The sequence below is a fragment of the Lachnoclostridium sp. An131 genome (assembly GCF_002160825.1).
In the GTDB taxonomy this organism is placed as follows: Bacteria; Bacillota; Clostridia; order Lachnospirales; family Lachnospiraceae; genus Laedolimicola.
This window is the reverse complement of record NZ_NFLI01000016.1, coordinates 35691-55914: the sequence shown is the minus strand read 5'-3', so window position 1 is coordinate 55914 and position 20224 is coordinate 35691. Positions and strand designations below refer to the sequence as shown.

20 protein-coding genes, 1 tRNA gene, 1 pseudogene and 1 riboswitch are annotated in these 20224 nt (G+C 49.9%); of the genes and pseudogenes, 6 read left to right on the top strand and 16 right to left on the bottom strand.

From position 1 onward, the window contains the following. Positions 1 to 15 precede the first annotated feature (15 nt). On the bottom strand, positions 16 to 714 hold the full coding sequence (locus B5E77_RS13335; protein WP_087165844.1) for an ABC transporter ATP-binding protein: 699 nt from the start codon (positions 712 to 714) through the stop codon (positions 16 to 18). A 228-nt stretch (positions 715 to 942) separates the two neighbouring features. Here B5E77_RS13335 and B5E77_RS13330 point away from each other — a divergent pair, with 228 nt between their 5' ends. Beyond that, positions 943 to 1629, top strand: coding sequence for a gamma-glutamyl-gamma-aminobutyrate hydrolase family protein (locus tag B5E77_RS13330; protein WP_087165843.1), 687 nt, complete (start codon positions 943 to 945; stop codon positions 1627 to 1629). Between the two features lie 95 nt (positions 1630 to 1724). Here B5E77_RS13330 and B5E77_RS13325 read toward each other — a convergent pair whose 3' ends face one another. The 6 genes from B5E77_RS13325 to B5E77_RS13300 form a co-directional block, all read right to left on the bottom strand. After that, on the bottom strand, positions 1725 to 2924 hold the full coding sequence (locus B5E77_RS13325; protein ID WP_162609703.1) for a dipeptidase: 1200 nt from the start codon (positions 2922 to 2924) through the stop codon (positions 1725 to 1727). A 41-nt stretch (positions 2925 to 2965) separates the two neighbouring features. Further along, a complete protein-coding gene (locus tag B5E77_RS13320; protein ID WP_087165841.1) occupies positions 2966 to 5209 on the bottom strand; it encodes a sensor histidine kinase in 2244 nt (747 codons plus the stop codon). After that, complete coding sequence (locus B5E77_RS13315) at positions 5172 to 5882, bottom strand: response regulator transcription factor (protein WP_087165840.1); 711 nt, start codon at positions 5880 to 5882, stop codon at positions 5172 to 5174. Before B5E77_RS13315 ends, B5E77_RS13320 begins: the two co-directional genes overlap by 38 nt. 162 nt (positions 5883 to 6044) lie before the next feature. Continuing rightward, on the bottom strand, positions 6045 to 6599 hold the full coding sequence (locus B5E77_RS13310) for a hypothetical protein (RefSeq protein WP_087165839.1): 555 nt from the start codon (positions 6597 to 6599) through the stop codon (positions 6045 to 6047). Then, a complete protein-coding gene (locus tag B5E77_RS13305) occupies positions 6596 to 7528 on the bottom strand; it encodes a DUF1700 domain-containing protein (RefSeq protein WP_087165838.1) in 933 nt (310 codons plus the stop codon). Before B5E77_RS13305 ends, B5E77_RS13310 begins: the two co-directional genes overlap by 4 nt. After that, positions 7521 to 7844, bottom strand: coding sequence for a PadR family transcriptional regulator (locus B5E77_RS13300; protein ID WP_087165837.1), 324 nt, complete (start codon positions 7842 to 7844; stop codon positions 7521 to 7523). Before B5E77_RS13300 ends, B5E77_RS13305 begins: the two co-directional genes overlap by 8 nt. A gap of 197 nt (positions 7845 to 8041) precedes the next feature. Here B5E77_RS13300 and B5E77_RS13295 point away from each other — a divergent pair. Beyond that, positions 8042 to 8112 (top strand) — tRNA-Trp (locus tag B5E77_RS13295). A gap of 168 nt (positions 8113 to 8280) precedes the next feature. Here the strand turns inward: B5E77_RS13295 and B5E77_RS17695 are convergent. The 3 genes and pseudogenes from B5E77_RS17695 to B5E77_RS16835 form a co-directional block, all read right to left on the bottom strand. Beyond that, a pseudogene (locus B5E77_RS17695) lies at positions 8281 to 8385 on the bottom strand (NUDIX domain-containing protein); the annotation flags it as partial. 21 nt (positions 8386 to 8406) lie between these two features. Next, positions 8407 to 9231 (bottom strand): DUF2262 domain-containing protein, encoded by an 825-nt coding sequence (locus tag B5E77_RS13285; RefSeq protein WP_087165836.1) that lies wholly within the window; start codon positions 9229 to 9231, stop codon positions 8407 to 8409. 91 nt (positions 9232 to 9322) lie between these two features. Further along, positions 9323 to 9652, bottom strand: a complete 330-nt coding sequence (locus B5E77_RS16835; protein WP_143468637.1) for a hypothetical protein — start codon at positions 9650 to 9652, stop codon at positions 9323 to 9325. A gap of 87 nt (positions 9653 to 9739) precedes the next feature. Here B5E77_RS16835 and B5E77_RS13280 point away from each other — a divergent pair, with 87 nt between their 5' ends. Next, positions 9740 to 9952, top strand: coding sequence for a helix-turn-helix domain-containing protein (locus tag B5E77_RS13280; RefSeq protein ID WP_087165835.1), 213 nt, complete (start codon positions 9740 to 9742; stop codon positions 9950 to 9952). 286 nt (positions 9953 to 10238) lie between these two features. Here B5E77_RS13280 and B5E77_RS13275 read toward each other — a convergent pair whose 3' ends face one another. Beyond that, entirely contained in the window at positions 10239 to 11864 is a 1626-nt protein-coding gene (locus B5E77_RS13275; RefSeq protein WP_087165834.1) for a Na+/H+ antiporter NhaC family protein, read from the bottom strand. A gap of 185 nt (positions 11865 to 12049) precedes the next feature. Then, positions 12050 to 12223: riboswitch (Lysine riboswitch) on the bottom strand. 387 nt (positions 12224 to 12610) lie between these two features. On the opposite strand from B5E77_RS13275, the gene B5E77_RS13265 reads away from it, so the two are divergent. Further along, the gene (locus tag B5E77_RS13265) at positions 12611 to 12949 is read left to right on the top strand and encodes a sporulation initiation factor Spo0A C-terminal domain-containing protein (protein ID WP_087165832.1); all 339 of its coding nucleotides are present in this window, start codon (positions 12611 to 12613) and stop codon (positions 12947 to 12949) included. A 112-nt stretch (positions 12950 to 13061) separates the two neighbouring features. After that, positions 13062 to 14225 (top strand): alanyl-tRNA editing protein, encoded by a 1164-nt coding sequence (locus B5E77_RS13260; protein WP_087165831.1) that lies wholly within the window; start codon positions 13062 to 13064, stop codon positions 14223 to 14225. A 105-nt stretch (positions 14226 to 14330) separates the two neighbouring features. Here the strand turns inward: B5E77_RS13260 and rd are convergent, their stop codons facing one another. Further along, positions 14331 to 14492 (bottom strand): rubredoxin, encoded by a 162-nt coding sequence (rd, locus tag B5E77_RS13255; protein ID WP_087165830.1) that lies wholly within the window; start codon positions 14490 to 14492, stop codon positions 14331 to 14333. Between the two features lie 238 nt (positions 14493 to 14730). On the opposite strand from rd, the gene B5E77_RS13250 reads away from it, so the two are divergent. After that, on the top strand, positions 14731 to 15375 hold the full coding sequence (locus B5E77_RS13250; RefSeq protein ID WP_087165829.1) for a Crp/Fnr family transcriptional regulator: 645 nt from the start codon (positions 14731 to 14733) through the stop codon (positions 15373 to 15375). Between the two features lie 27 nt (positions 15376 to 15402). On the opposite strand, the gene B5E77_RS13245 is transcribed toward B5E77_RS13250, so the two are convergent. The 4 genes from B5E77_RS13245 to B5E77_RS13230 all read right to left on the bottom strand — a co-directional run bounded on the left by B5E77_RS13245 (position 15403) and on the right by B5E77_RS13230 (position 19989). Beyond that, positions 15403 to 16929: an ATP-binding protein gene (locus tag B5E77_RS13245; protein ID WP_087165828.1), complete on the bottom strand. Its 1527-nt coding sequence runs from the start codon at positions 16927 to 16929 to the stop codon at positions 15403 to 15405. Continuing rightward, positions 16926 to 18293, bottom strand: coding sequence for a vWA domain-containing protein (locus B5E77_RS13240; RefSeq protein ID WP_087165827.1), 1368 nt, complete (start codon positions 18291 to 18293; stop codon positions 16926 to 16928). The genes B5E77_RS13245 and B5E77_RS13240 overlap by 4 nt, the downstream gene beginning before the upstream one ends. Before the next feature lie 11 nt (positions 18294 to 18304). Continuing rightward, positions 18305 to 19444, bottom strand: coding sequence for a leucine-rich repeat protein (locus B5E77_RS13235; RefSeq protein ID WP_087165826.1), 1140 nt, complete (start codon positions 19442 to 19444; stop codon positions 18305 to 18307). Positions 19445 to 19509: 65 nt separating this feature from the next. After that, positions 19510 to 19989 carry a hypothetical protein gene (locus B5E77_RS13230; RefSeq protein ID WP_143468636.1) on the bottom strand — a complete coding sequence of 160 codons (480 nt, stop codon included), beginning with the start codon at positions 19987 to 19989 and terminating at the stop codon, positions 19510 to 19512. Between the last annotated feature and the right edge of the window lie 235 nt (positions 19990 to 20224).

The window sequence follows — 20224 nt, the reverse complement described above, 5'->3', positions numbered from 1 at the left end:
TATGCGTATTTTCTATCAGAAGGTCACATCGGGATTGATCGTATCCGATTCAATCCTGCCGTCCAGGATGCGGATCACTCTCTTTGCCTGGGCTGCAATACCATTATCGTGAGTAATCAGGATCACCGTTCTCCCGCCTTTGTACAGCTCCTTCAGGATCTGAAGAATCTCCTTACTGGAGGCCGAATCCAGGTTTCCGGTAGGCTCATCAGCCAGAATCACCGGGGGCTTCGCCGCAATCGCTCTTGCGATCGCCACCCTTTGCTGCTGTCCGCCGGACATCTCATTCGGCTTGTGATCCATCCGGTGCGAAAGCCCTACGATTTTCAGGGACTCCACCGCCAGACGCTCCCGTTCCCTCTTGGGCACTCCCCGGTAAATCAACGGAAGCTCCACATTTTCCTGCGCTGTCAGATTGCTGATCAGATTAAAGCCCTGAAAGATAAAGCCTATCTCCCGGTTGCGGATATCCGACTGCTCGTCGTCTGTCAGCGTAGACACATCCCGGCCATTCAGATAATACTTTCCGGACGTAGGCACATCCAGACAGCCCAGCATGTTCATCAGCGTGGATTTTCCGGAGCCCGACTGGCCGATAATCGCCACGAACTCTCCCTTTTCTATAGAAAGGCTTACATGATCCAACGCCCTCACCTCATTCTCGCCAGGGTTATAGACCTTGCAGATGTCTTTCACCTCCACCAATGCGCTCATCCTATTCTCCTTGTCTCCATTCTGTCTTTTCCTTTTTGTGTTATTGTATTAATCCCTTAATACAATAACACATTGCATTTTAAGATCAAGCATCTTCATAAAATCTTAAAAAAAGTTTAAAACTTCCTGCTTTTGCACCAGCCGCAGGTATTTACATATTCATAACGAAGCAGCCGCGTCTTTTTCTTCATTTTTGCCATATATTTATACAAAAAGGCTGTCTTAAATATGAAACATATTCTGATCGCCGGCTATGAAGCCCAGACCGTCCATTACCGGAACGCGTTTTCCATGCTCGGCACGTCCGTTTCTGTGCTCTGCCCCTCTCCGGAACAGCTTGTCCCGGAACATTTTCGAAATGTAAACTCCCTCGCCTGCCTCTGCGACGGGCTTGTGCTGCCCGGCGGAGGTGATATCTCCCCGTCTCTGCTCCATTCCGAGAACCAGGGATCGCGGAATATCGATGAGGCGCTGGACAGGATTCAGTTTTCCCTGCTGCATGCGTTTATCCAGGCCGGAAAGCCTGTCCTTGGCATCTGCAAGGGGCTTCAGCTCATCAACGCCGGGTTCGGCGGAACCATCCGCCAGGATCTGAATCCCGCCTCCTTATCTATCCATGCCTGGAACGGAGGAGACAGAATTCACACTACAAAGGCTGCCAGAGGGACCTTCCTGTTCCAGCTGTACGGAGCCTGCTCTGTAGTCAACAGCGCCCATCATCAGGCCATAGCCTCTTTCGGCACAGGGCTGCGCGCGGCCCAGTACGCTCAGGACTTTGTTGTAGAAGCCCTGTATCATGAGCGCTTTCCCGTCTTCGGGGTTCAATGGCATCCAGAGCGCCTATGCTTTGCACACGCCCGGAGAGACGCCGCAGACGGGTCCCTTCTGCTGAAATATTTTATTTCCCAGCTCTGAGAAGGATTCCGGCAGAAGGAGCGTCCACTGCCTGCTTCTGCCGGCTTCTCCGCCTCAGCCTTCTGCCGGCGCCCTTTCAGGCTTCTGCAGGCAGCTTACCCAAGCCTCTCACGGAAAAAACGCAGGAAATTTTCTCCAATCAGCCCAATTACGGTGTCCTCCCGCATTCCCCGCGCCAGAAGCATTGCCGTAAGCTTCACCATCTCCCCGTGATGAGCCAGGATATCGTCATCCTCCGTCTCAAAATAAATCCTGGGAGTGGCCTCAGAGAGCCCGCGGCAGAGATCAAAGCCGCAGCCTACATGTGCGTCTCCCGCCTTTGAAACCAGATATTCCGCATGGCGGCAGAGCTGAGTCATTGCCGCCTCGCGGGCAGAACCCAAAGCTCCACCTGGGACTCCGGGGGACTGCAGGGCAGGAGACAATTCTCCTGCCTTGTGCCCTGCAGCCTCCGGACCTGCGCCTGTCAGCAGCGCGCAGGCGTTGAGCCCTATGACGCCCCCGCGCGCTGCAATCGCTTCTATCTGATCGTCTTTCAGGTTCCGATAGCTCTTATGAACGCTCCAGGCATTAGAATGGCTGGCAGTAAACGGCTTCTTCGCACAGGCGCACACCTCAGCAAAGCCCTCGTTATTCAAATGGCTCACATCCAGGTACATGCCGAGCGCTTCTAGCTCGCTTACCGCCTCGCGGCCAAGCTCCGTCAGACCGCCCGGAATCTCCCTGTACTCTCCCGCCTTGCAGCAGCCTGTGGCAAAAGCATTTCTTCTGCTCCAGGTAAGGCTGGCCCCCCGCACGCCCAGATCATAAAAGGTCCTAAGAAGCATCAGATCACTGCCCAGAGGATCCAGCCCCTCCAGAGACAGAATTACCGCAATTTTCTTTGCCCAGAGGGCCTTATCCAGCTCCTCTTTTCTGGTCACCACACAGATCTGATCACTGGCAGCCTCCAGATCCTCACGAAGCGCCGTGATCTGCCCCAGCGCTTTTCTGAGCCCCAGCTCCGGCAAATCCCTCCCTGACACGTACACGGACGACACCAGTACGTTCAGGCTGGCCTCACGGAAATGCGGCAGATACCTTCGCTCCACCACGTTCCGTTCTCCGGCAAGCCTCCTTTCATACACCTCCGCAGCCAGATCAAAATGTGCGTCAGCTACCGGATTTTCCTTATGTATCTGCCTCGCCCGGTCCAGAAATACTTCTTCCACATGAACCGCCCCCGTTTTCGTTCCTGTCCTGCTTTCGCAGCGCCGCTGAAAAAAGGATGCTCCCTGCAGCGTTAAGCGATTCACAGCCCGGAACATCCTCTCTCCCTATTCTTTTCTATTATGATTTATGCAGGTTTTACCGGAAAGGTCACAGAGGCCACAAAAAGATCCGCTTCCACCTTCACCTGGAATTTCCCGCCGCAGGCCTCCGTAAAGCTTCTGGCGATAGAAAGGCCAAGACCGCTTCCGCCGTCGCTGCGGCTTAAATCTCCCCGCACAAAGCGTTCTGTAAAATCCACACCTCCGTCCAGCTCTGCTGCCGAGGTGTTTTTGACCGACGCACAGGCTGTGCCATTCTCCTCCGAGAGCGTCAGGTAAACCCTGGAGCCCTTCAGAGAATACTGAAGCGCGTTCTGAATCAGATTCTGAAACACCCGGTACAGCCGCTGCCCGTCTGCCCGGATCAGCACAGGCTCATCCGGAACCGCCACGCGAAAGAAGAGCCCGCTTTTTTCTATCTGGACATTCATATCTGCCAGGGTCTGCCGCAGAAGCTTTCCGAAATCCAGCTCCTCCAGATGGACAGGCAGCTGCCCGGAGGCCGCCTTGCTCACCTCAAACACATCCTGCACCATATTTTTCAGACGCTCCGATTTTTCTCCGAGAATCCGGATATAATCCCTGACATGCTCTGTGAGCTCTTCCTCCTGCTGCAGCAGCTCAATATAGCTTACAATAGAGGTCAGCGGCGTCTTCAGATCATGGGAGACATTCGCCACCAGCTCTACCTTCATCCGCTCACTCTTTGTCCGTTCCTCCAGAGCCTTTTCCATCCCCTGAGAAATCTCATTCAGGTTTTCTGCCGCCTCTCTCAGATCGGTATCCTCCGGAAGCTCCAGCTGCTCCGAAAGCTCTCCTGCACGCACCCTGGCTATCCGGTCTGCCAAGGCTCCGATGTCCTCAGCCAGCCTTCTGTTTTTCTTCAGATAGACCAGGCTGCATCCCAGGACCAGCACTCCGCAGATGAGCAGAATCAAAAGGAGCAGAACCACTGCTTTCCAGTACATCACATCCCACAAAAGCAGGAAAAACCATGCCAGAACTGCCAAAAGAAGCAGGCACGGCGCGAAAGCCAGCCATTGCCTTCTCACAAGCCTTTTCTGCAGCGGCCGTTCCAAATCCCTGGTCCGCAGGCTTTCCCGGAATGGACGCAGAAGGCTTCTCTGCCTGCCCTTATTGTACCTTCTGTCAAGAAATCCAAAATAAAGCAGCCAGAAGAGCAGCGCCAGCCCTGTTCCCTGAGAAAGCATAAGTCCGAGGGAGCCTGTCAGGAAGCCCACAAACAGGAAGAGGAAAGGAATCCCCCAGAATACAAGCAGCTTCCCTTCGATCCAGAGCTTTCCGAGCCAGCTGCCAATCTGTTTCCGCGCTTCCCGAAGAGAGGCACGCAGGCAAAAGGCCAGCAGCAAAAGAAGGAGAGCCGCTCCCACACGGACTGCCTCTACTCTGGACAGCCACCTCTGGTTCCGCAGATTCTCCTGTATATAGTACAGCGTTCCGCCTCTCTGTATCGTTCCCTGCGCAGTGGTTTCCATATAAAGCCTGGGTTCCCTGGCCGCCGCCAGAAAGACTACCGCTTCTCTTGCATTTCCCTCCGCCTCAAAATTGGCATAGCCCGGTACCTGCCAGCGGCTGTCCTGCCTGTATATTCCATCGCCATAGACATCCACAGGCTCGCCGTCCTTGACAATCTCAACCTTGCCGTCCCCGGCCGCATTGTAGCAGAGAGTAAAGTTGTACTCCTCTTCCGGAAGATAGGATGCAAAATCCGGCGTTCCCTCTTCTTCCGTCTCCTGCGCAGTCAGGCCATCCAGATTTGTATAAAGGAGCTCTCCCTGGTACATCACCGCAAATAGAATATTTCTGTCTTCAGACAGCTCTTCCATATAAGAATCCCGGTAGTTTTCCCTGCTGTTCTGGACGCCAGACGTCTCCTCTGCTGTTGTCTCTCCGGTCACTTCTGTGCTTCCCACTGACACACCAAAGGTACTCCGCATCCAGTCTGAGAAGTCAAAGCCTCCGGCCTCTGAGCTCACTGCCTCTTCATAGACGTAACCTGCTGCCGTATCAGAGCTGTAGCTGCCGCCGTCCCAGTTCTCGCCTCCGGCTGCCGCGCTTATCAGTGTCTCCAGACACCCCGACATATAGTCCGCAAATTCTTCTGTCCTCTGGTAATCGCTCCCCGCCTGATAATCCGTCTCTGCCAGCAGACGCAGCATCGAAAAGAAATTCACGAGGAGCAGCGTCATGCCCAGGAAGAAGGCTGTAAAGCTAACGATAATCCTGCATTTTTTCCATTTTGTATCCAATTCCCCACACCACCTTCAAATATTCTGGTTTTTTCGGATTAAGCTCGATCTTTTCCCGAATGCGCCGGATATGGACCATGACCGTATTCTCTGCGGAAAAAGCCTCTTCCTCCCAGACACGGCTGTAGATCTCCTCTGCCGGAAAGATCCGGCCCAGATTTCTCATCAGCAGCTCCACAATCCTTGTCTCTGTGGCTGTCAGCCTCACCGGCTCTCCGTCCGCGTAAAGCGTCCGCTCAGAAAGCCGGTAGCAGAGGCGTCCGTTTTGAATGCTGTCTTCCATGGATTCCGCATGAATATCGCCAAGCATCGTATAGCGCCGAAGATGGCTCTTTACTCTGGCCGCAAGCTCCTGGGGAGAAAAAGGCTTCGCCACATAATCGTCCGCTCCCATGGAAAGCCCGAGGATCTTATCCGTCTCCTCGCTCTTTGCGCTCAGAACAATAATCGGGATATTTTTTCGTTCCCTGATTTTCATGACCGCCGACAATCCATCCAGGCGCGGCATCATCACATCCATGATAATCAGCCGGACCGGCTTCTCTGCCGCAAGCTCCTGCGCCTCCAGGCCGTCGTAGGCCTTCAGTACCTGATAGCCCTCCTTTTCCAGCAGCAGCGCTATCGCTTTTACGATCTCCCGGTCATCATCCACCACCAGCACACATTCGTTCATCTCGTTCCGTCTCCTTTTTCTGTCTCCATACCTGCTTTTCAGCCCGGAATCTGCACTCGGACCGAACATATATTTTGCGCGCTTTCAGGTATGGTCACAGAATAAACCAAATTTCTTACAAAAGCTCCGTGGGATTTCTTACAAAATTCTTACGGCTGCCTGTCAGGAGAAATCGACGTCGTCTTCGTTGGCCGGATTGATCCGGATTTCTACACGCTCCACATATACCGGCTCCTGATAGGACGCTATCTTCCCCTCCTTCAAATCCGCAAGAAACTGATCCTTAAGCTCCATAAAAAGCTTCATGTCATCCTGATGCTCCCAAAGGCAATACAGCTCCAATACCGGGTACTCCTCTGTCACATATTCATCATTTTCATCCCAATACTCATTTGTGTAGACAGAAGCCTGTACCTGCGGCGTAACCCGGGCCGCATTGTAGGTCACCTGAAAACGGACGGTATTCTCCGGCACTGTTTCATCTGTCTCAAGCCCTATTTCTGCAGACCAGGGAAAGCTGTCAGCCAGGTGCCACGTTCCTGCCTCCGGATCAATCTCTTCCTCCAGCGTAACTGTTTCCATTCTGACTTCGCCTATCGTACGCTCCCCCGCATATGCAAGGGATGAAAATTCCACAAGGGCGGCTCCTGTTCCAATCCCGCACAGCAGCACGCCGCCGCAGAGCACCCCAAGCAGTATTTTATGACATCTTCTCATTTCTGCACCTCCTGCCATTCTTCCTCCGGCTCTCTGTCCCCATCATTTTCCGGTTCTGATTCTTCAGGCGCTTCCTTTGTCTCCAGCTCTGCTCCAGCTCCCGAGCTGACACCTGCCTGCCCTTCTGCCGGTTCCTTGCCTGGTCCTTTATCCGCTTCCTTCTTCTGCTCCTTCCGGCGGATCAGGCTCATACAGATACCTGCCATGCTTCCTCCTGCCAGAAAGCAGCCCAGGCATACCAGCGTCGCTCCACCAAGCGGATATTCCTGGAACAGCAGGATCAGCATCATCCCGAACCCAAACAGGGCAGCCAGTGCAAAGCAGCCTGTACACAGAGCAAAAAACAGCCAGAAAATATTCCAGCACAGCCTCAGAAACCAGCAAATCAGGCTTCCGATTCCATGCCCCAGCTTTTTCAGAAAACCGTAAGGCGCTGCCTTCCCGGCTTCGGCCCTTTCCGTCCGGTTTATCTCCGGAATTTCCGCCGCGCCATCCTGCCTGCCCTCTCCCGCCTCTCTTCTTTTGCGAAAAGGACTTGCAATCCAGCAAAAAAATCTCTTTCCTGCACGCCCCACGCTTCGGAAAGCTCTTCCGATTCCATTCCCGGCCGCCGCCAGTCCGTTCCTTAAAGCTGTCCCAAAGCCACGGAGCTTTTTCTCTCCTGCTTTCAGATTCACGCTTCCGATTCCCGGGAGCCCTTTTCTTCCTCTGCCCTCCCCAAATTCCGGTTTCACATGATAAGCCTCCAGGATCTCTGCCGCCAGCTCCTTTAACGGTCCAAAATCGCGGATCGCGTCCTCCTCACTCTGTCCATTCTGTATTTTGATGTCGATATGCTGCGCGTATTCTTCCAAAATATCCTGCTGCTCCTGGTCCTCCAGGACCTCCAGGCACCCCCGAAGCTCTTCCAGAAATGTTTCTTTATTCATATGTCCTGCCCTCCTCTAAAAATCTGCTGACCTGCTGCTGGAACTCTTCCCATTCGGCCTCCAGCGAATCCCGATACAGGATCCCTGCCGCTGTCAGATGATAATATTTTCTGGGCGGTCCCTCTGATGATTCTCTCAGGTACGTCTCGAAATAATGTTCATTCGTCAGACGCTTCAAAAGCGGATAAATGGTTCCTTCATTTACATCTATGACCTTGGAAACCTCCTCCACAAGCTCATAGCCATATCTGTCCTTCCGCCTTACACATTCCAGCACAATGAGCTCCAGCACTCCTTTTTTAAACTGTGGGTTCATACAATCCCTCCCCGCCTGCCGCCTCATAGGTTTATGCTCTTCTCTGATATTAGATTATACCAACTACTATGTATTGTCAAGTACTAAAAATATATAAATACTATTCAATTAAAAATAGTACAGGGATTAAATTCTTTCAAAAGATTTGCTTGACATTGAGAAGGGTCTATGCTATAAATAATAGGTACGTTTCACACAGGGGATTGGTCAAATGGCATGACAGGGGTCTCCAAAACCCTTAGTGGGAGTTCGATTCTCTCATCCCCTGCTTCAGAAAGTGCCGGAAGCCTTGATTTTTCAAGGCTTCCGGCACTTTTCATTTTTTGAAAAAATCCTATGTAGTCAAGTATGTAGTCAAACAGGAATCATTCCTAAAATGAGATAACATTTTCAATCTGCTTTTCTTTATTTTTCGTTGCTCTCTTATATGTTAAATTCATATCATATTCTCTCCCACAACCTCCAATTCTTCCGCTATGATACCTATTTCCTCAAATAGCTCCCTTTTTGCACAATCCTCAACATATTCGTCAATTTCAACAGAACCACCGGAAGAATCAAGTCATCCTGCTATCTGAGCACTTATAATCTCTCCACTTGGATCAACCTCTATTTCAATAACATGTCCCCAGAACATATCATCATCATCGTAAAACAAAGATAAACTTCCATTTGAGCTAACCATTATTTCACTCATTTCCATACGCTTCATAAATATCTCTTTTGTGATTTCTTCTGTATCAATTTCATCTGATGCGTCCATCCATTCATTTGCCAGTTCTGTGAGTTCTTCTGCCGCAAATTCACGGTACTTTATATCATTCTCCACAATATTATCTACTACCCTTTTTAATACCTTCATTGCCTGTTTGGCTGTATCTCCATCCTCCTCATCGGTTTCTAAATAGACATGTGCTTCTACTCCATTCCAATTGACAATTCCTTCAAACCATGAAAATTCTCTATCTAAGGCAAAAGAACCTAATTCATTTTCTATAGAAATTGGTTTAGAATAATATTCTTTCAAAGTCTCCAATTTTTCATTTGAAGCATTTTCTTCAAGCACATTGATAAGCATATATCTATTGTTCATATATTGTGTCTGATCTTGTGGTATACATTTTCTGACAGTGACACGATAAATACCGAATTGTTCAAATTCATACCCCCATCCCTTACGAGCATTGTCATTTTTTATAAGCCATTCAAGACGACCTTTCTCATGAGAGAACTGACCTGTACGCAAATCTATGGACGCAAAAAAATCAACAGATGGTTTCAACATATCTTTTATGATTACTGCCCCTTTACATGATGATTGTACTAAAATAAGCATTTCATATTCTTCTGCTTCAAATTCTTTTTCAAAATCTATTTGTACTGACATTATTCATTCCCCTTGTTTATTTCTTTTCCACCACAACTTCCAATTTTATCAACTTTTTCCTACAACATTATATCACTCTAATATAATACTGTCATTCGGTTTCAATCTTGATTTTGAACATTTCCGGGTGGTCTTTGACATTGTAGACGTAATCACTTTCTGTGCCTGCTCGATATAAAATTGTAAAATGATTAACACCAAGCTTTCGACTTAATTCATTTGGATAAACAGAAATATATATTCTATTTGGATATCCTGTTATGTCATACGAAAAACGCACCTCATGAAAAGTGTTATCTATACATCGTTCTATCATTTTTTCAGCAAACTTTTCTTTATTTGAAACAAAGAGCTTATTCGCTATAACATTCAATTTTTGCTCATAAAATTCACTGGAGCAATTTAAACTACCTGTTTCCACTTTAACGTCACGTCCGTATTGTAAGTAAAGCAAACTAACAACAATGGTAATGAATACAAATACTGTAAGAAAGCGGAAAAGCGTGAAATGATAAAATATGACAAGTTGTGGGAAACAATGAAGTCTAAGGGAATTACTCAATATGATTTGTATACTCGTTATCATATGAATCATTCCCAACTAAACAGACTAAGACATAATAAGAATGTAGAAGTAAACACCATAGGTAAATTGTGTAATATTTTGAATTGTAACGTTGAAGATATTATGACGCATTATCCAGACGATAATGTTTTCTGATGAATAGCAGAAGTGTTTAAGACCGATACCATGCTGAACGATTTCTCCTTTCTGATTGTTATTTATATCCATGTAGTCAAAATGTAGTCAAACAGGATTTGAAGAAATGCTGTATTATAGAACACGGCATTTAAAGCCGTTCTTTCAAAAGATGGTCGTTGTCAGCCATCTTTTTCTTTTTTAAAACAAAGGGCGTGCAGAATCGTTAGACCAAATGATTCTGCGCGCCCTTTGTTTTTTCCAATTTTATCGGAACCGCCAGCAAAGAAAGCCGTTTACAGAAATATCAGGAGCTCTTCTCTCCATAACCCCTCTTTACCACTACAAGAAATGCCAGCATCAGAATAATTCCCACCGGAAGAGCAATCCATGCCGTCTGCACGAAGCCTGCCACGATATAGGCCAGGAAGGAAATAGCAGCCACACTGATGGCATAAGGAAGCTGCGTAGAGACATGGTTGACATGATTACACTGAGCCCCTGCCGAAGCCATAATCGTCGTATCTGAAATCGGTGAGCAGTGATCCCCGCATACGGCTCCTGCCATACATGCAGAGATTGCGATGGTCATCAACGTCGGATTTGTCTGCGAAAAGGCATCCACTACTATCGGAATCAGGATACCGAAGGTTCCCCAGGAGGTTCCCGTTGCAAAGGCCAGCAGGCATCCCACTACAAAAATAATAGCCGGCAGCAGATTCACAATTCCCTCAGAGCTGCTCTTGATCAGCGCCGCCACATATTCCGACGCTCCCAGACTGTCTGTCATAGCCTTCAGCGTCCAGGCGAAGGTCAGAATCAGAATAGCAGGAACCATGGCCTTAAAGCCCTCAGGAATGCAGTCCATGCAGTCCCCGAAGGACAGCACCTTGCGGACCACATAAAGAAATACCGTAATGACCATGGCAAACATGCTTCCAAGCGCCAGGCCCACAGACGCATCACTGTTGGAGAAGGCAGTCACAAAATCCGTACCGCTGAAAAATCCGCCCGTATAAAGCATTCCCGCGACGCAGCAGATGATCAGAGACACGATGGGAATCAGAAGATCCTTGACACTCCCGGCCCCTGCAGAATCCAAAGCCTCCGCACTAGCATAGGGACGATCCGGCGTCGTATAAAGATCGCCTTTTCTGGCGTTATCCTCATGAAGCTTCATAGGACCGTAATCAAAGTTCATCACAGCGATGGCAATCATCATTACAATGGTCAAAAGCGCATAAAAGTTATAGGGGATAGCCCGGATAAAAAGGGACAGCCCGTCCTCTCCCTCCACAAAGCCTGTCACAGCCGCCGCCCAGGAAGAAATGGGTGCAATGATACAGACAGGCGCCGCTGTTGCATCGATAAGGTAGGCAAGCTTGGCCCGCGAGATCTGATTTTTGTCTGTCACAGGTCGCATAACACTTCCCACAGTCAGGCAGTTGAAATAGTCGTCTATAAAAATCAGCACACCCAGAGCAATCGTAGCGAGCTGGGCTCCCACCCGGCTCTTGATGCGCTCCCCGGCCCATCGGCCAAAGGCCGCGGAGCCTCCGGCCCGGTTCATCAAAGATACCATGGCGCCCAGGATCACCAAAAATACCAGAATTCCTACGTTGTAGGAATCAGAAAGCACTGACACAATCCCATCCTCCAGAACGTGCAGCACCGTCCCCTCAAAGCTGAAATTCGAGTAGAAGAGTCCTCCCACCAAAATTCCCAGGAACAGAGAGGAATACACCTCTTTGGTGATCAGCGCAAGCCCGATAGCCACAATAGGCGGCACCAAAGCCCAAAAGGTGGCATACATGGAAGGCACGTATTCCGCCGCCTCTGTCTCAGCCGCCAGGGCTGGAAAAGCCATACCCGCAGTCAGAATTACCAGCAGAAACAGCGCTGCAATCCCTTTTCGTTTTCCAGTTACATACATAACCTCTTACCCTCTTTTCTTAAGAATTTATCTGACATCTGCCGCCCAAAGAACGCTGCAGATGAGCTCAAATGAAATTTAAGCCAAATGGACGCACACGCTTTTGCCTGGCCTCCGCTGACCATAACAATAAAAAAGCCATGAACACAAATCTGACTGCGCGTTCATGGTCTCTGTCTTTCTATGCCAATGATAGCTCTCCACAGCCCTGTGACAGTCTGCTGCATCTTCTGCAGCAGCCCAGGAATCCTTGCTCCGGGACGCTGATGGATTCCTTCGGCGGCTTCCCCTTTTCCCTCCGGCGGCTCCCGAGCCTTTTGCCGCAGAGTACTGATGAAATCCGCACCTCTATCATGATACATTCCTTTTATCTCTGAAATAATTCTTCTTTGCGTATCGTATCATGAAGTCTGCGGTATTACAAGAGATAAATACACAATTTTCTATATTTCTGTATTTTATAGTATTCCGACATTCTGTTCCCTTAAAATACTCTGTTTATCCTCTTTTATGCCTCTGTAAATCCACTTTTTGTTCATCCAATTGTAATTTTCGGATTATATCAATTAAAACAGAGAACAGTACTTATAGAACCTATAAGTATCTGAATAAATAGGGGCTTTTTTTGTCGATTACTGTCTATTCCGCTTCATTGCCTGTTAATATTATCCTTTTCAAGATATAATTTCCACAGGCAAACGGCTCTCCGTATTTGCTATTTTCACAAAAGAGGGAGAATTTGTATTATGAGGCAAAAGATTCAGCTGCTGCTCCATAGGGCCGGGGTGTTCAACTACTATTGCGGCTACCAATACTTCATCCGTTCCGTGGAATTAGCCGTCCAGGACCCAGATCGTCTGCAGAGCATCCAAAAAGAAATCTATATCATCGTCGCATCAGAATTCAGGACTACCATCACAAGCGTAGAACGTGACATCCGAACCATTCGTGACGTCATGATGAAAAATGGCGGAGAACAGCTTCTCATTCAGATGACCGGAAGCTCCGCCTGGTCACATAAGGTTCCCTATCCCAGAGATCTGATTGCCATCTTCTGCGATTACCTTCTCCGGGAATGCTGCTGAACCCCGAAGCCTGTACCTGTCCTCTCATTTTTCCGTGCATATCCTCTGACAACATGCTATACTAAAAACCAAGAATGCAAAGCTTCATTCAGATACAGGGAGGACAGACCAAATGACAAAACGGCTCTACTATGAAAACAGCCATCTGAAAGAGTTCCAGGCAACCGTAACAGCCTGTGAGAAATTTGAAGATTTCTGGCGTATCAGCCTCGACAGGACAGCCTTCTTTCCCGAAGGCGGCGGACAATCCGGTGATTCCGGCTTCTTAAATACGGTAGAAATATTCGATACCCGGGAAGACAAGAACGGCATCTGGCACTACGCGAGGACTCCACTGGAGCCGGGCTCCCGGGTCACAGGTCAGCTCGACTGGCAAAAACGCTTTTCCCGTATGCAGCAGCATTCAGGAGAGCATATTGTCTCCGGGCTGGTGCACGCCCGTTTCGGTTATGACAATGTAGGCTTTCACCTTGGAGAGCAGGAGGTAACGCTGGATTTTAACGGCGTCATCACAAGGGAGGAGCTGGCAGAGCTCGAGACTGCAGCCAACGAAGCGGTTTTTGCCAATATTCCCGTACAGATTTCCTATCCTTCCAGGGAAGAGCTGAATCATCTGAAATACAGAAGCAAGATCGAAATCGAAGGCCAGGTCCGGATTGTCACAATTCCCGGCATTGATGTCTGCGCCTGCTGTGCGCCTCATGTGGAGCGTACCGGTGAAATCGGCCTGGTCAAGCTGACCAGCGTGCAGAGCCATCGGGGCGGCGTCCGGGTGAATCTGCTGGCAGGCAGCCGCGCTCTTTTGGACTACAGGGAAAAGGAAGGCAGCGTCAAATCCATCTCGGTACTTCTCTCCGCCAAGGAAAACCGGGTGACTGAGGCTGTCGAACGCCTCAGACAGGAGGCTTATGAACTGAAAGGACAGCTTATGCAGCAAAATCTCACCAGAATACAGGAGAAGGCTGCTTCTGTTTCCGAAGGAACTGCCAATCCCGTTTTTTTCGAGGAAAATCTCGACATGGATGCCTGCCGGGAGCTTGTTAATCTGCTGACCGCGCGCTGCAAAGGGATTGTCTGCGTTTTTTCCGGAAGTGACATAAACGGCTGGCGCTATATTCTTGGCAGTCATACAGAAGATGTCCGGCCCCTGTGCAGGCATCTCAACGAGGCATTTCAGGGGAAGGGCGGCGGAAAGCCCGAGATGGCGCAGGGGTCGCTAAAGGGAATGCAAAGTAAAATCATAGAATCTATTTTAAGCTTCACAGCAAAGAACTGACTATTCAAAAGGCTTTGAAGCCGTCAAAAGAGGGTATCCCAAAGATCATTGCCTGGTCTTTGAGATACCCTCTATCATCAGAAAACTGCTTTTCCGGCTGCTTCCTTACTCTTCCGGCTCGAAATCATCCTTGCCTACACCGCAGATCGGGCATGTCCAGTCATCGGGAAGATCCTCGAATGCAGTACCGGGAGCGATTCCGCTGTCCGGATCGCCTACTTCCGGATCATATACATATCCACAGGGAACACAAACATATTTTTTCATGATTTTTCCTCCTAATCTGTTTCTCTGTTTTCCTTTTTTGAAGAGAGTCAGCTATATCTCTCGTATACCTAGTTTATATCAAAAGTTTTTCATATATTCTGTTGCTTTTGCAACATTTTTATGCAATACTTAAGAAAATCGGACTGCTGAAGCACAGCCTCTATCCATCGGATAAAAGCAGTCCTCTTCCAGCCTGTCAAAGCGCCGGAAAATACACAAGAGAGGAAACATACCAGGCATGGATTACTCGGAAACCTTATTATTTCAAGACATCTGCGAAAAGGACTGCCAGCGGATGCTGAGCTGCATGAAAGCGCAGAAACGCAGCTTTTTTGCCGGAGAAGAGATCTACTCCTTTGACACTCCCCGCAAAATCGTAGGAATTCTGCTGAACGGCCAGGCTTCCGTCATCCGCTATGAATACAACGGAACCCGGAGCATCCTGGAAAACCTGTCGCCCAAAGGAATTTTCGGAGAGCATCTTTCCTTTGTGCCAAGCGATGATTCCTGTATCGCGGTAGTCTGTCAGACTGACTGCCAGGTTCTGTTCATCGACTATCAAAGCCTGACCCGGACCTGCCAGAACGCCTGCGCATGCCATACTCAGTTAATCCGGAACCTGCTGCAGCTCCTGTCTGACAAAACACGGGCCTTGAGCGAGCGGGTAGAGGTCTTAAGCCAGCGCAGCATCCGGGAAAAGCTTATGTGCTATTTCATGCAGCTGGCGGCCGAAACTAAAAATACGACCTTCGAGCTGCCCTTTACCATGATCGACTTCGCCGATTTTCTTTCTGTCAACCGCAGCGCCATGATCCGTGAGCTGGGGAAAATGAAGAAGGAGGGGCTGATCCGGATTTCCCGGCGCACCATCACTCTTCTGTAGGAATACGGCTGTTTTCACAGAATCCGGTCACTTTCCTGCAATCAAATGCTCGATTTCCTTTCGGAGCTCCCGGTCGCTCTCCTGAAACAGCAGGCTCCGGTTGTATCTGTGATACCGCTCGCAGAAGCAGGATTTCAGAAACGCAGCCGCATCTCCGGAGCTGTTGAGTCCGGTCAGAAATACGACCATTTCCTGGCTGTCTCCAAAGGCCGCCTCCAGAAAATCAAAGGCATGCTCCAGCATTTCACTTCCGGCGGCCTGAAGCTCTTCGTAGCGCTCCCGCTCCTTTGCAAAAAGCGCCCGGAGAATCTCAAAGGCTGCGCGCCCGTCTTCCGGGCGGAGCTTTTCCAGCTCCATCCTGTAACGCTCAAGAGCCTCCTCCAGCCGGAGCAGTCTTCTCTCCTCCTCACGGCCCAAAAGCTCTGCCTGTTTCTTTCTTTCCCGTTCTTCCAGAACCTCCTTCCGGAGCGTTTCCAGCACGCCGGGAATCTCTGCAGGAGATAATTTTTCTCCATTCAGAATCCTTCCAGCCTCTTTCATTTTTCCGTACAAAAGCTCTGTAAACAGCTCCTGCACACGCACTCTGTGAAAGCCTGCCATACAGCCGGACAACAGAAGGCTGACAACGCTCAGACGCTCGTCGAAGGACGCATGAGAAAGCTTCTTCAGCGTCCCCTCCCGGATCACACCCTTCAAAATCTCATCCATCCCGTAATCGCTCTCGTATTTTCGATACAGCTCCAGATAATTTGCGAATTCTCCCGCGATGCGGTCATGCTGGATATACTGGCGCACAACCTCTTTGTCCACCGGTTTTCCAAGCTTTTCATAGACCTCCAAAAGGCGCGACAGGTCCTCCCAGCCTCTGGGCGTCGCAAATCTTCTGCCATCTACCGTCGTCTCCATCTGATAAAAATTTCCCGGCCGCGCATCAAGGTAAGAGATAACCGCCGGATGAATCCGTGCCTGAACCGCATACTCCCGGAACGCTTCGTAATCCGGCTCCACCTCGATTCTTTTTACACGGTCCAGCGTCACTACATCAAAATCGCGGACAGACTTATTGTACTCCGGCGGATTTCCTGCCGCCACGATAATCCAGCCCTCCGGGATCGGATGGTTTCCAAAGGTTTTACACTGCAGGAACTGCAGCATGGCCGGAGCCAGCGTCTCAGACACGCAGTTGATTTCATCTATAAAAAGGATTCCTTCGCGAAGGCCGGTTTTCTTCATCTTCTCGTAAATAGAAGCTACAATCTCGCTCATGGTGTACTCTGTGACTGCCTTTTTCTGGCCGTCGAATTCCATTTCCGAGATAAAAGGCAGCCCGATAGCGCTCTGTCTTGTATGATGCGTGATCGTGTACGCCGCCAGGCCGATCCCACACTCTCTGGCTATCTGCTCCATAATCTGAGTCTTACCGATTCCCGGCGCGCCCAGCAGCAGAACCGGCCGCTGCCGGATGACCGGAATCTCGTAGGCGCCATATTCATCCTTCAGAAGATAGGCTTCTACCGCATCCTTAATCTCCTGCTTTGCCCGCTTGATATTCATAATGCTTTCTCCTCCTCTGTCAAGTCAAATCCCCTGCGGGAATCATCCCCTGATCCAAGCTCCTGCTCTCCCAGAATCAGCTTGATCGCCCAGGGCGGCACGTCCACATCCCGGTACTGGTTCTGCAGAAAGACAAACGCGGTCTCAAAGGGCGGCATTTTCACCGGAAAAACGCCGTATCCATCCGTAAAATACAGAAGTCCCCGCAGGCGTCCGTAACGTTTCCGGGCCATCTGATCCTCCACATAGGCAAAGGCCGGACGGAAATCTGTGCCCCCTCCGCCTTTCAGGGTAAAATGCTCCATATATCTCTTCAGCTCTCCGGCGTTCGTAAGCATCACATCCGACTGTACCCTCTCATCGCACTGAAGAATGTGTATTCTCGCATTTTTAAAAAAGCTCTCTGTCTCGGAAAGTACCTGATAAGTTTCTTCCAGAAATCTTCTCACCAGCTCTCCGCGGCAGGACATGGAGGTATCGATCACGATTACAAATTCCTCAATGCGGCGAACCTCTCTGGTCTCCTGCGGCTCGATGAGGGGCATATTTCCATAAAGCTCCATGCCGTAATGATAGAAAATATAATCAAAGCTGTCGGGATCCACCTGCATTTCCTCCCGAAGCGCCGTGAACTTCCTCAAAAATTCCCTGTAATCATAGCGGGGACGGCTGCTGATGCGAAGCTGCTCCAGCAGATCCCCCTCCCCTTCTGAGGCCTCCCTGGAAAAGAGGGCGATCTCTGTCTGCATCCGCTCCCGGATATCCTCCCAGCGCTGCCGGTTCGGATTCTGGACCCCGGGTCTTCTTCCCTGTGTCCAAAGCCGGTGATCGTCCAGATGAAACTCCTTCTCCCAGCGATTCCTTTCCGCATCAGAAAGAGCATACTTTTCCAGCTCCCGGCAGATTCCCTCCGCCGTCAGAACAGAAAGTCCCTTCTCCAGCCTGGCGATGCAGCTTTTTCGAAACGCTCCGGAAGGAATATGGGCGCACTTCAGATACAGGCTGTCTATCAATGCCTCCACCGCTACATCACAGGCCAGGTTCCACAGCTCCTCCTGCCTTCCCTTCCGGTCAAACGGGTGGCAGAACAGGCAGTGCAGGAGGATATGAAGATAGATCCGGATCACATAGGACCGGTTTTTCTGATAGAGACGCATCAGACTGTCCGGCGTAAAATAAAGCGCCTCCCCGTCCGTACCTGCCGGCTCCGCCTGCCCCGCCGAAAACGGCAGACTTCCAAGGGCCAGATCGAGAAGCTTAAGCTTCAGGTACAGCTCATTTCTGGCGCTGGCCAGAATCCGCCGGCCCAGCTTCTCCTTTTCCAACTCCGTTTTCTGCTGTTCCAGAATCGGACTGTTCCACATCTTTTTTCCTCCTACAGCTCAAATCTCTTTGCTTTTGTCTCCGTGCAGCCCGCCTCTGCGGCCGCGTCTGCGCTTTTCAAGCCTTCTGTGTCCCCGTCCGTTTCCGCCCTGCACCGGTACAGCATATCCATCAAAAAGGACACGCCCTCGGGAAAGCCGCGCTCCGCTGCCAGAGACACCGCATGCTCCAGTATATCCTCCGGCTGTCCTTGCATAGCGTCCCCCGTCTTCTTTTTCTTCAGGAAATATTCTGCCAGATATTCCAGAGCCTCCATATCCCGGCCGGACACGGCCTTTTCCACAGCCTGCCCGGCATGAGCCTGCAGCCACGCTTCATAGGCCGCCCTGTTTTCCGGCAGAAGCCCGGCTGGGTACATCAGCCTTGCCATAGTCATCTCCAGTACCGTATCAAAGTCCTCCTCTGCTTTCGCATGATAAAAGCAGGCATCATAAGCCCGGAAGTCAAATTTCCGGTCATAAAAGCAGTTCCGAAAATTCATGCCGCTCCCATGAGTATGAATCACAAGAATCCGCGCCGGCGTATTTTCCACGCTCTCCTCAAAAAATTCCGGAAAGATCAGCTTTGCATTTACGCTTCCTTCCAGAGACACCGTCAGCTTTTCCGGCACCTCAATCAGGATTTCCCTGAGGCAGGAGACGCCTGTCCCGTCCAGGCGCAGAACCAGCTCCTTTATAGCATGACAGCCGGTGAAAAGGCCTGCGCCCAAATCGATAAGCCCGCCGTAAAAGCTGATCGTCTGAAGCCTGCTGCAGTTATAAAAGGCGTAAGCGCCGATTTTTCGAAGCAGAGAGGGCAGGCTGACTGCTGTCAGGACTGCACCCGTAAGGGCCGGCGGGAGTTCCACGTCTTCAAAAGATATCAAAGCGCCTGTATCTGCGTCCGCCTTTGCGGAATCAGAAAAGCAGGCGCTGTCATAAGGAAACCCGCCATCAGAATCCCACAGCCTCAGCCGTCCCTCCCGAATTCCCCTCTCCAGAAGCCTTTCCTCCATATGAGCCGAAAACGCATAGGGCGCAAGCTCTGTCACCGGACATTCCTCTATCGTCTCTGGAATCCCAGCTTCCGTTCCATAATCATAGCAGCGCCAGACGACAGCCCCGCCCTCCTTTATTTCATAAACAAGTTTCACGCTTCTCCTCCGAATTTTTTCTATCCTGTCATTTTGAACGAAATTTTCTACGGAATCCTTTTCTCCTAAAGCCAGTCCCTGTAGCTGTCAGATGCCCTCCATTCGTCCAGCGTCAGATATTTTTCCTCTATTATATCATACCACAAGACCTCGTCCATATTTTCACTGACCAGAAACCAGTCCCAGTTTACTCTGTGATCCTCCCATTTCTCCCCGACATAGACCTTATAGTACCTTCCGGCGACGTTTCCGTCCATACAGATTTCTTCCGGACTGCTCCATGCCTCTGCGATCAAAAAGGCCTGCCCCCGGCTCTTTTCATGGATCCAGGCTTCATACGCTTTCAGTTCCGGCACGTTCGTATACAAGAGCTGCTCAACTAACCGGGTAAGTTCCCGGGTATCAGCTTTGGATGCTGTTATCTGAATCGGAAGACTGGAAGTAAGCCGGCCTCCGGCTCCATTCTTTTCTGCTTCTTTTAATGAGAGTGCAAAGAGAAGAATCAGTGCCCCTGCTGCAAGGCATGGCATCCATTTTCTTAGCATAGAATCCCCCCGAATTGTTCCTTGTTTCCAGCGGCAGTGCATAGCTCTTATACAGCTTTTGAATTCATTGTATATCATTGAGCGATATTCTGCAACGAGCTTAGCCGGCATTTTGTACATATTTTCATCCAACAATATCTAGCTATTTTTCATTGACAACACCACTATATATTGTTAAAATAATTCCTGTTGATTAATCAGATACTATCCTCAGCTGACAAGAGCATACACAGTC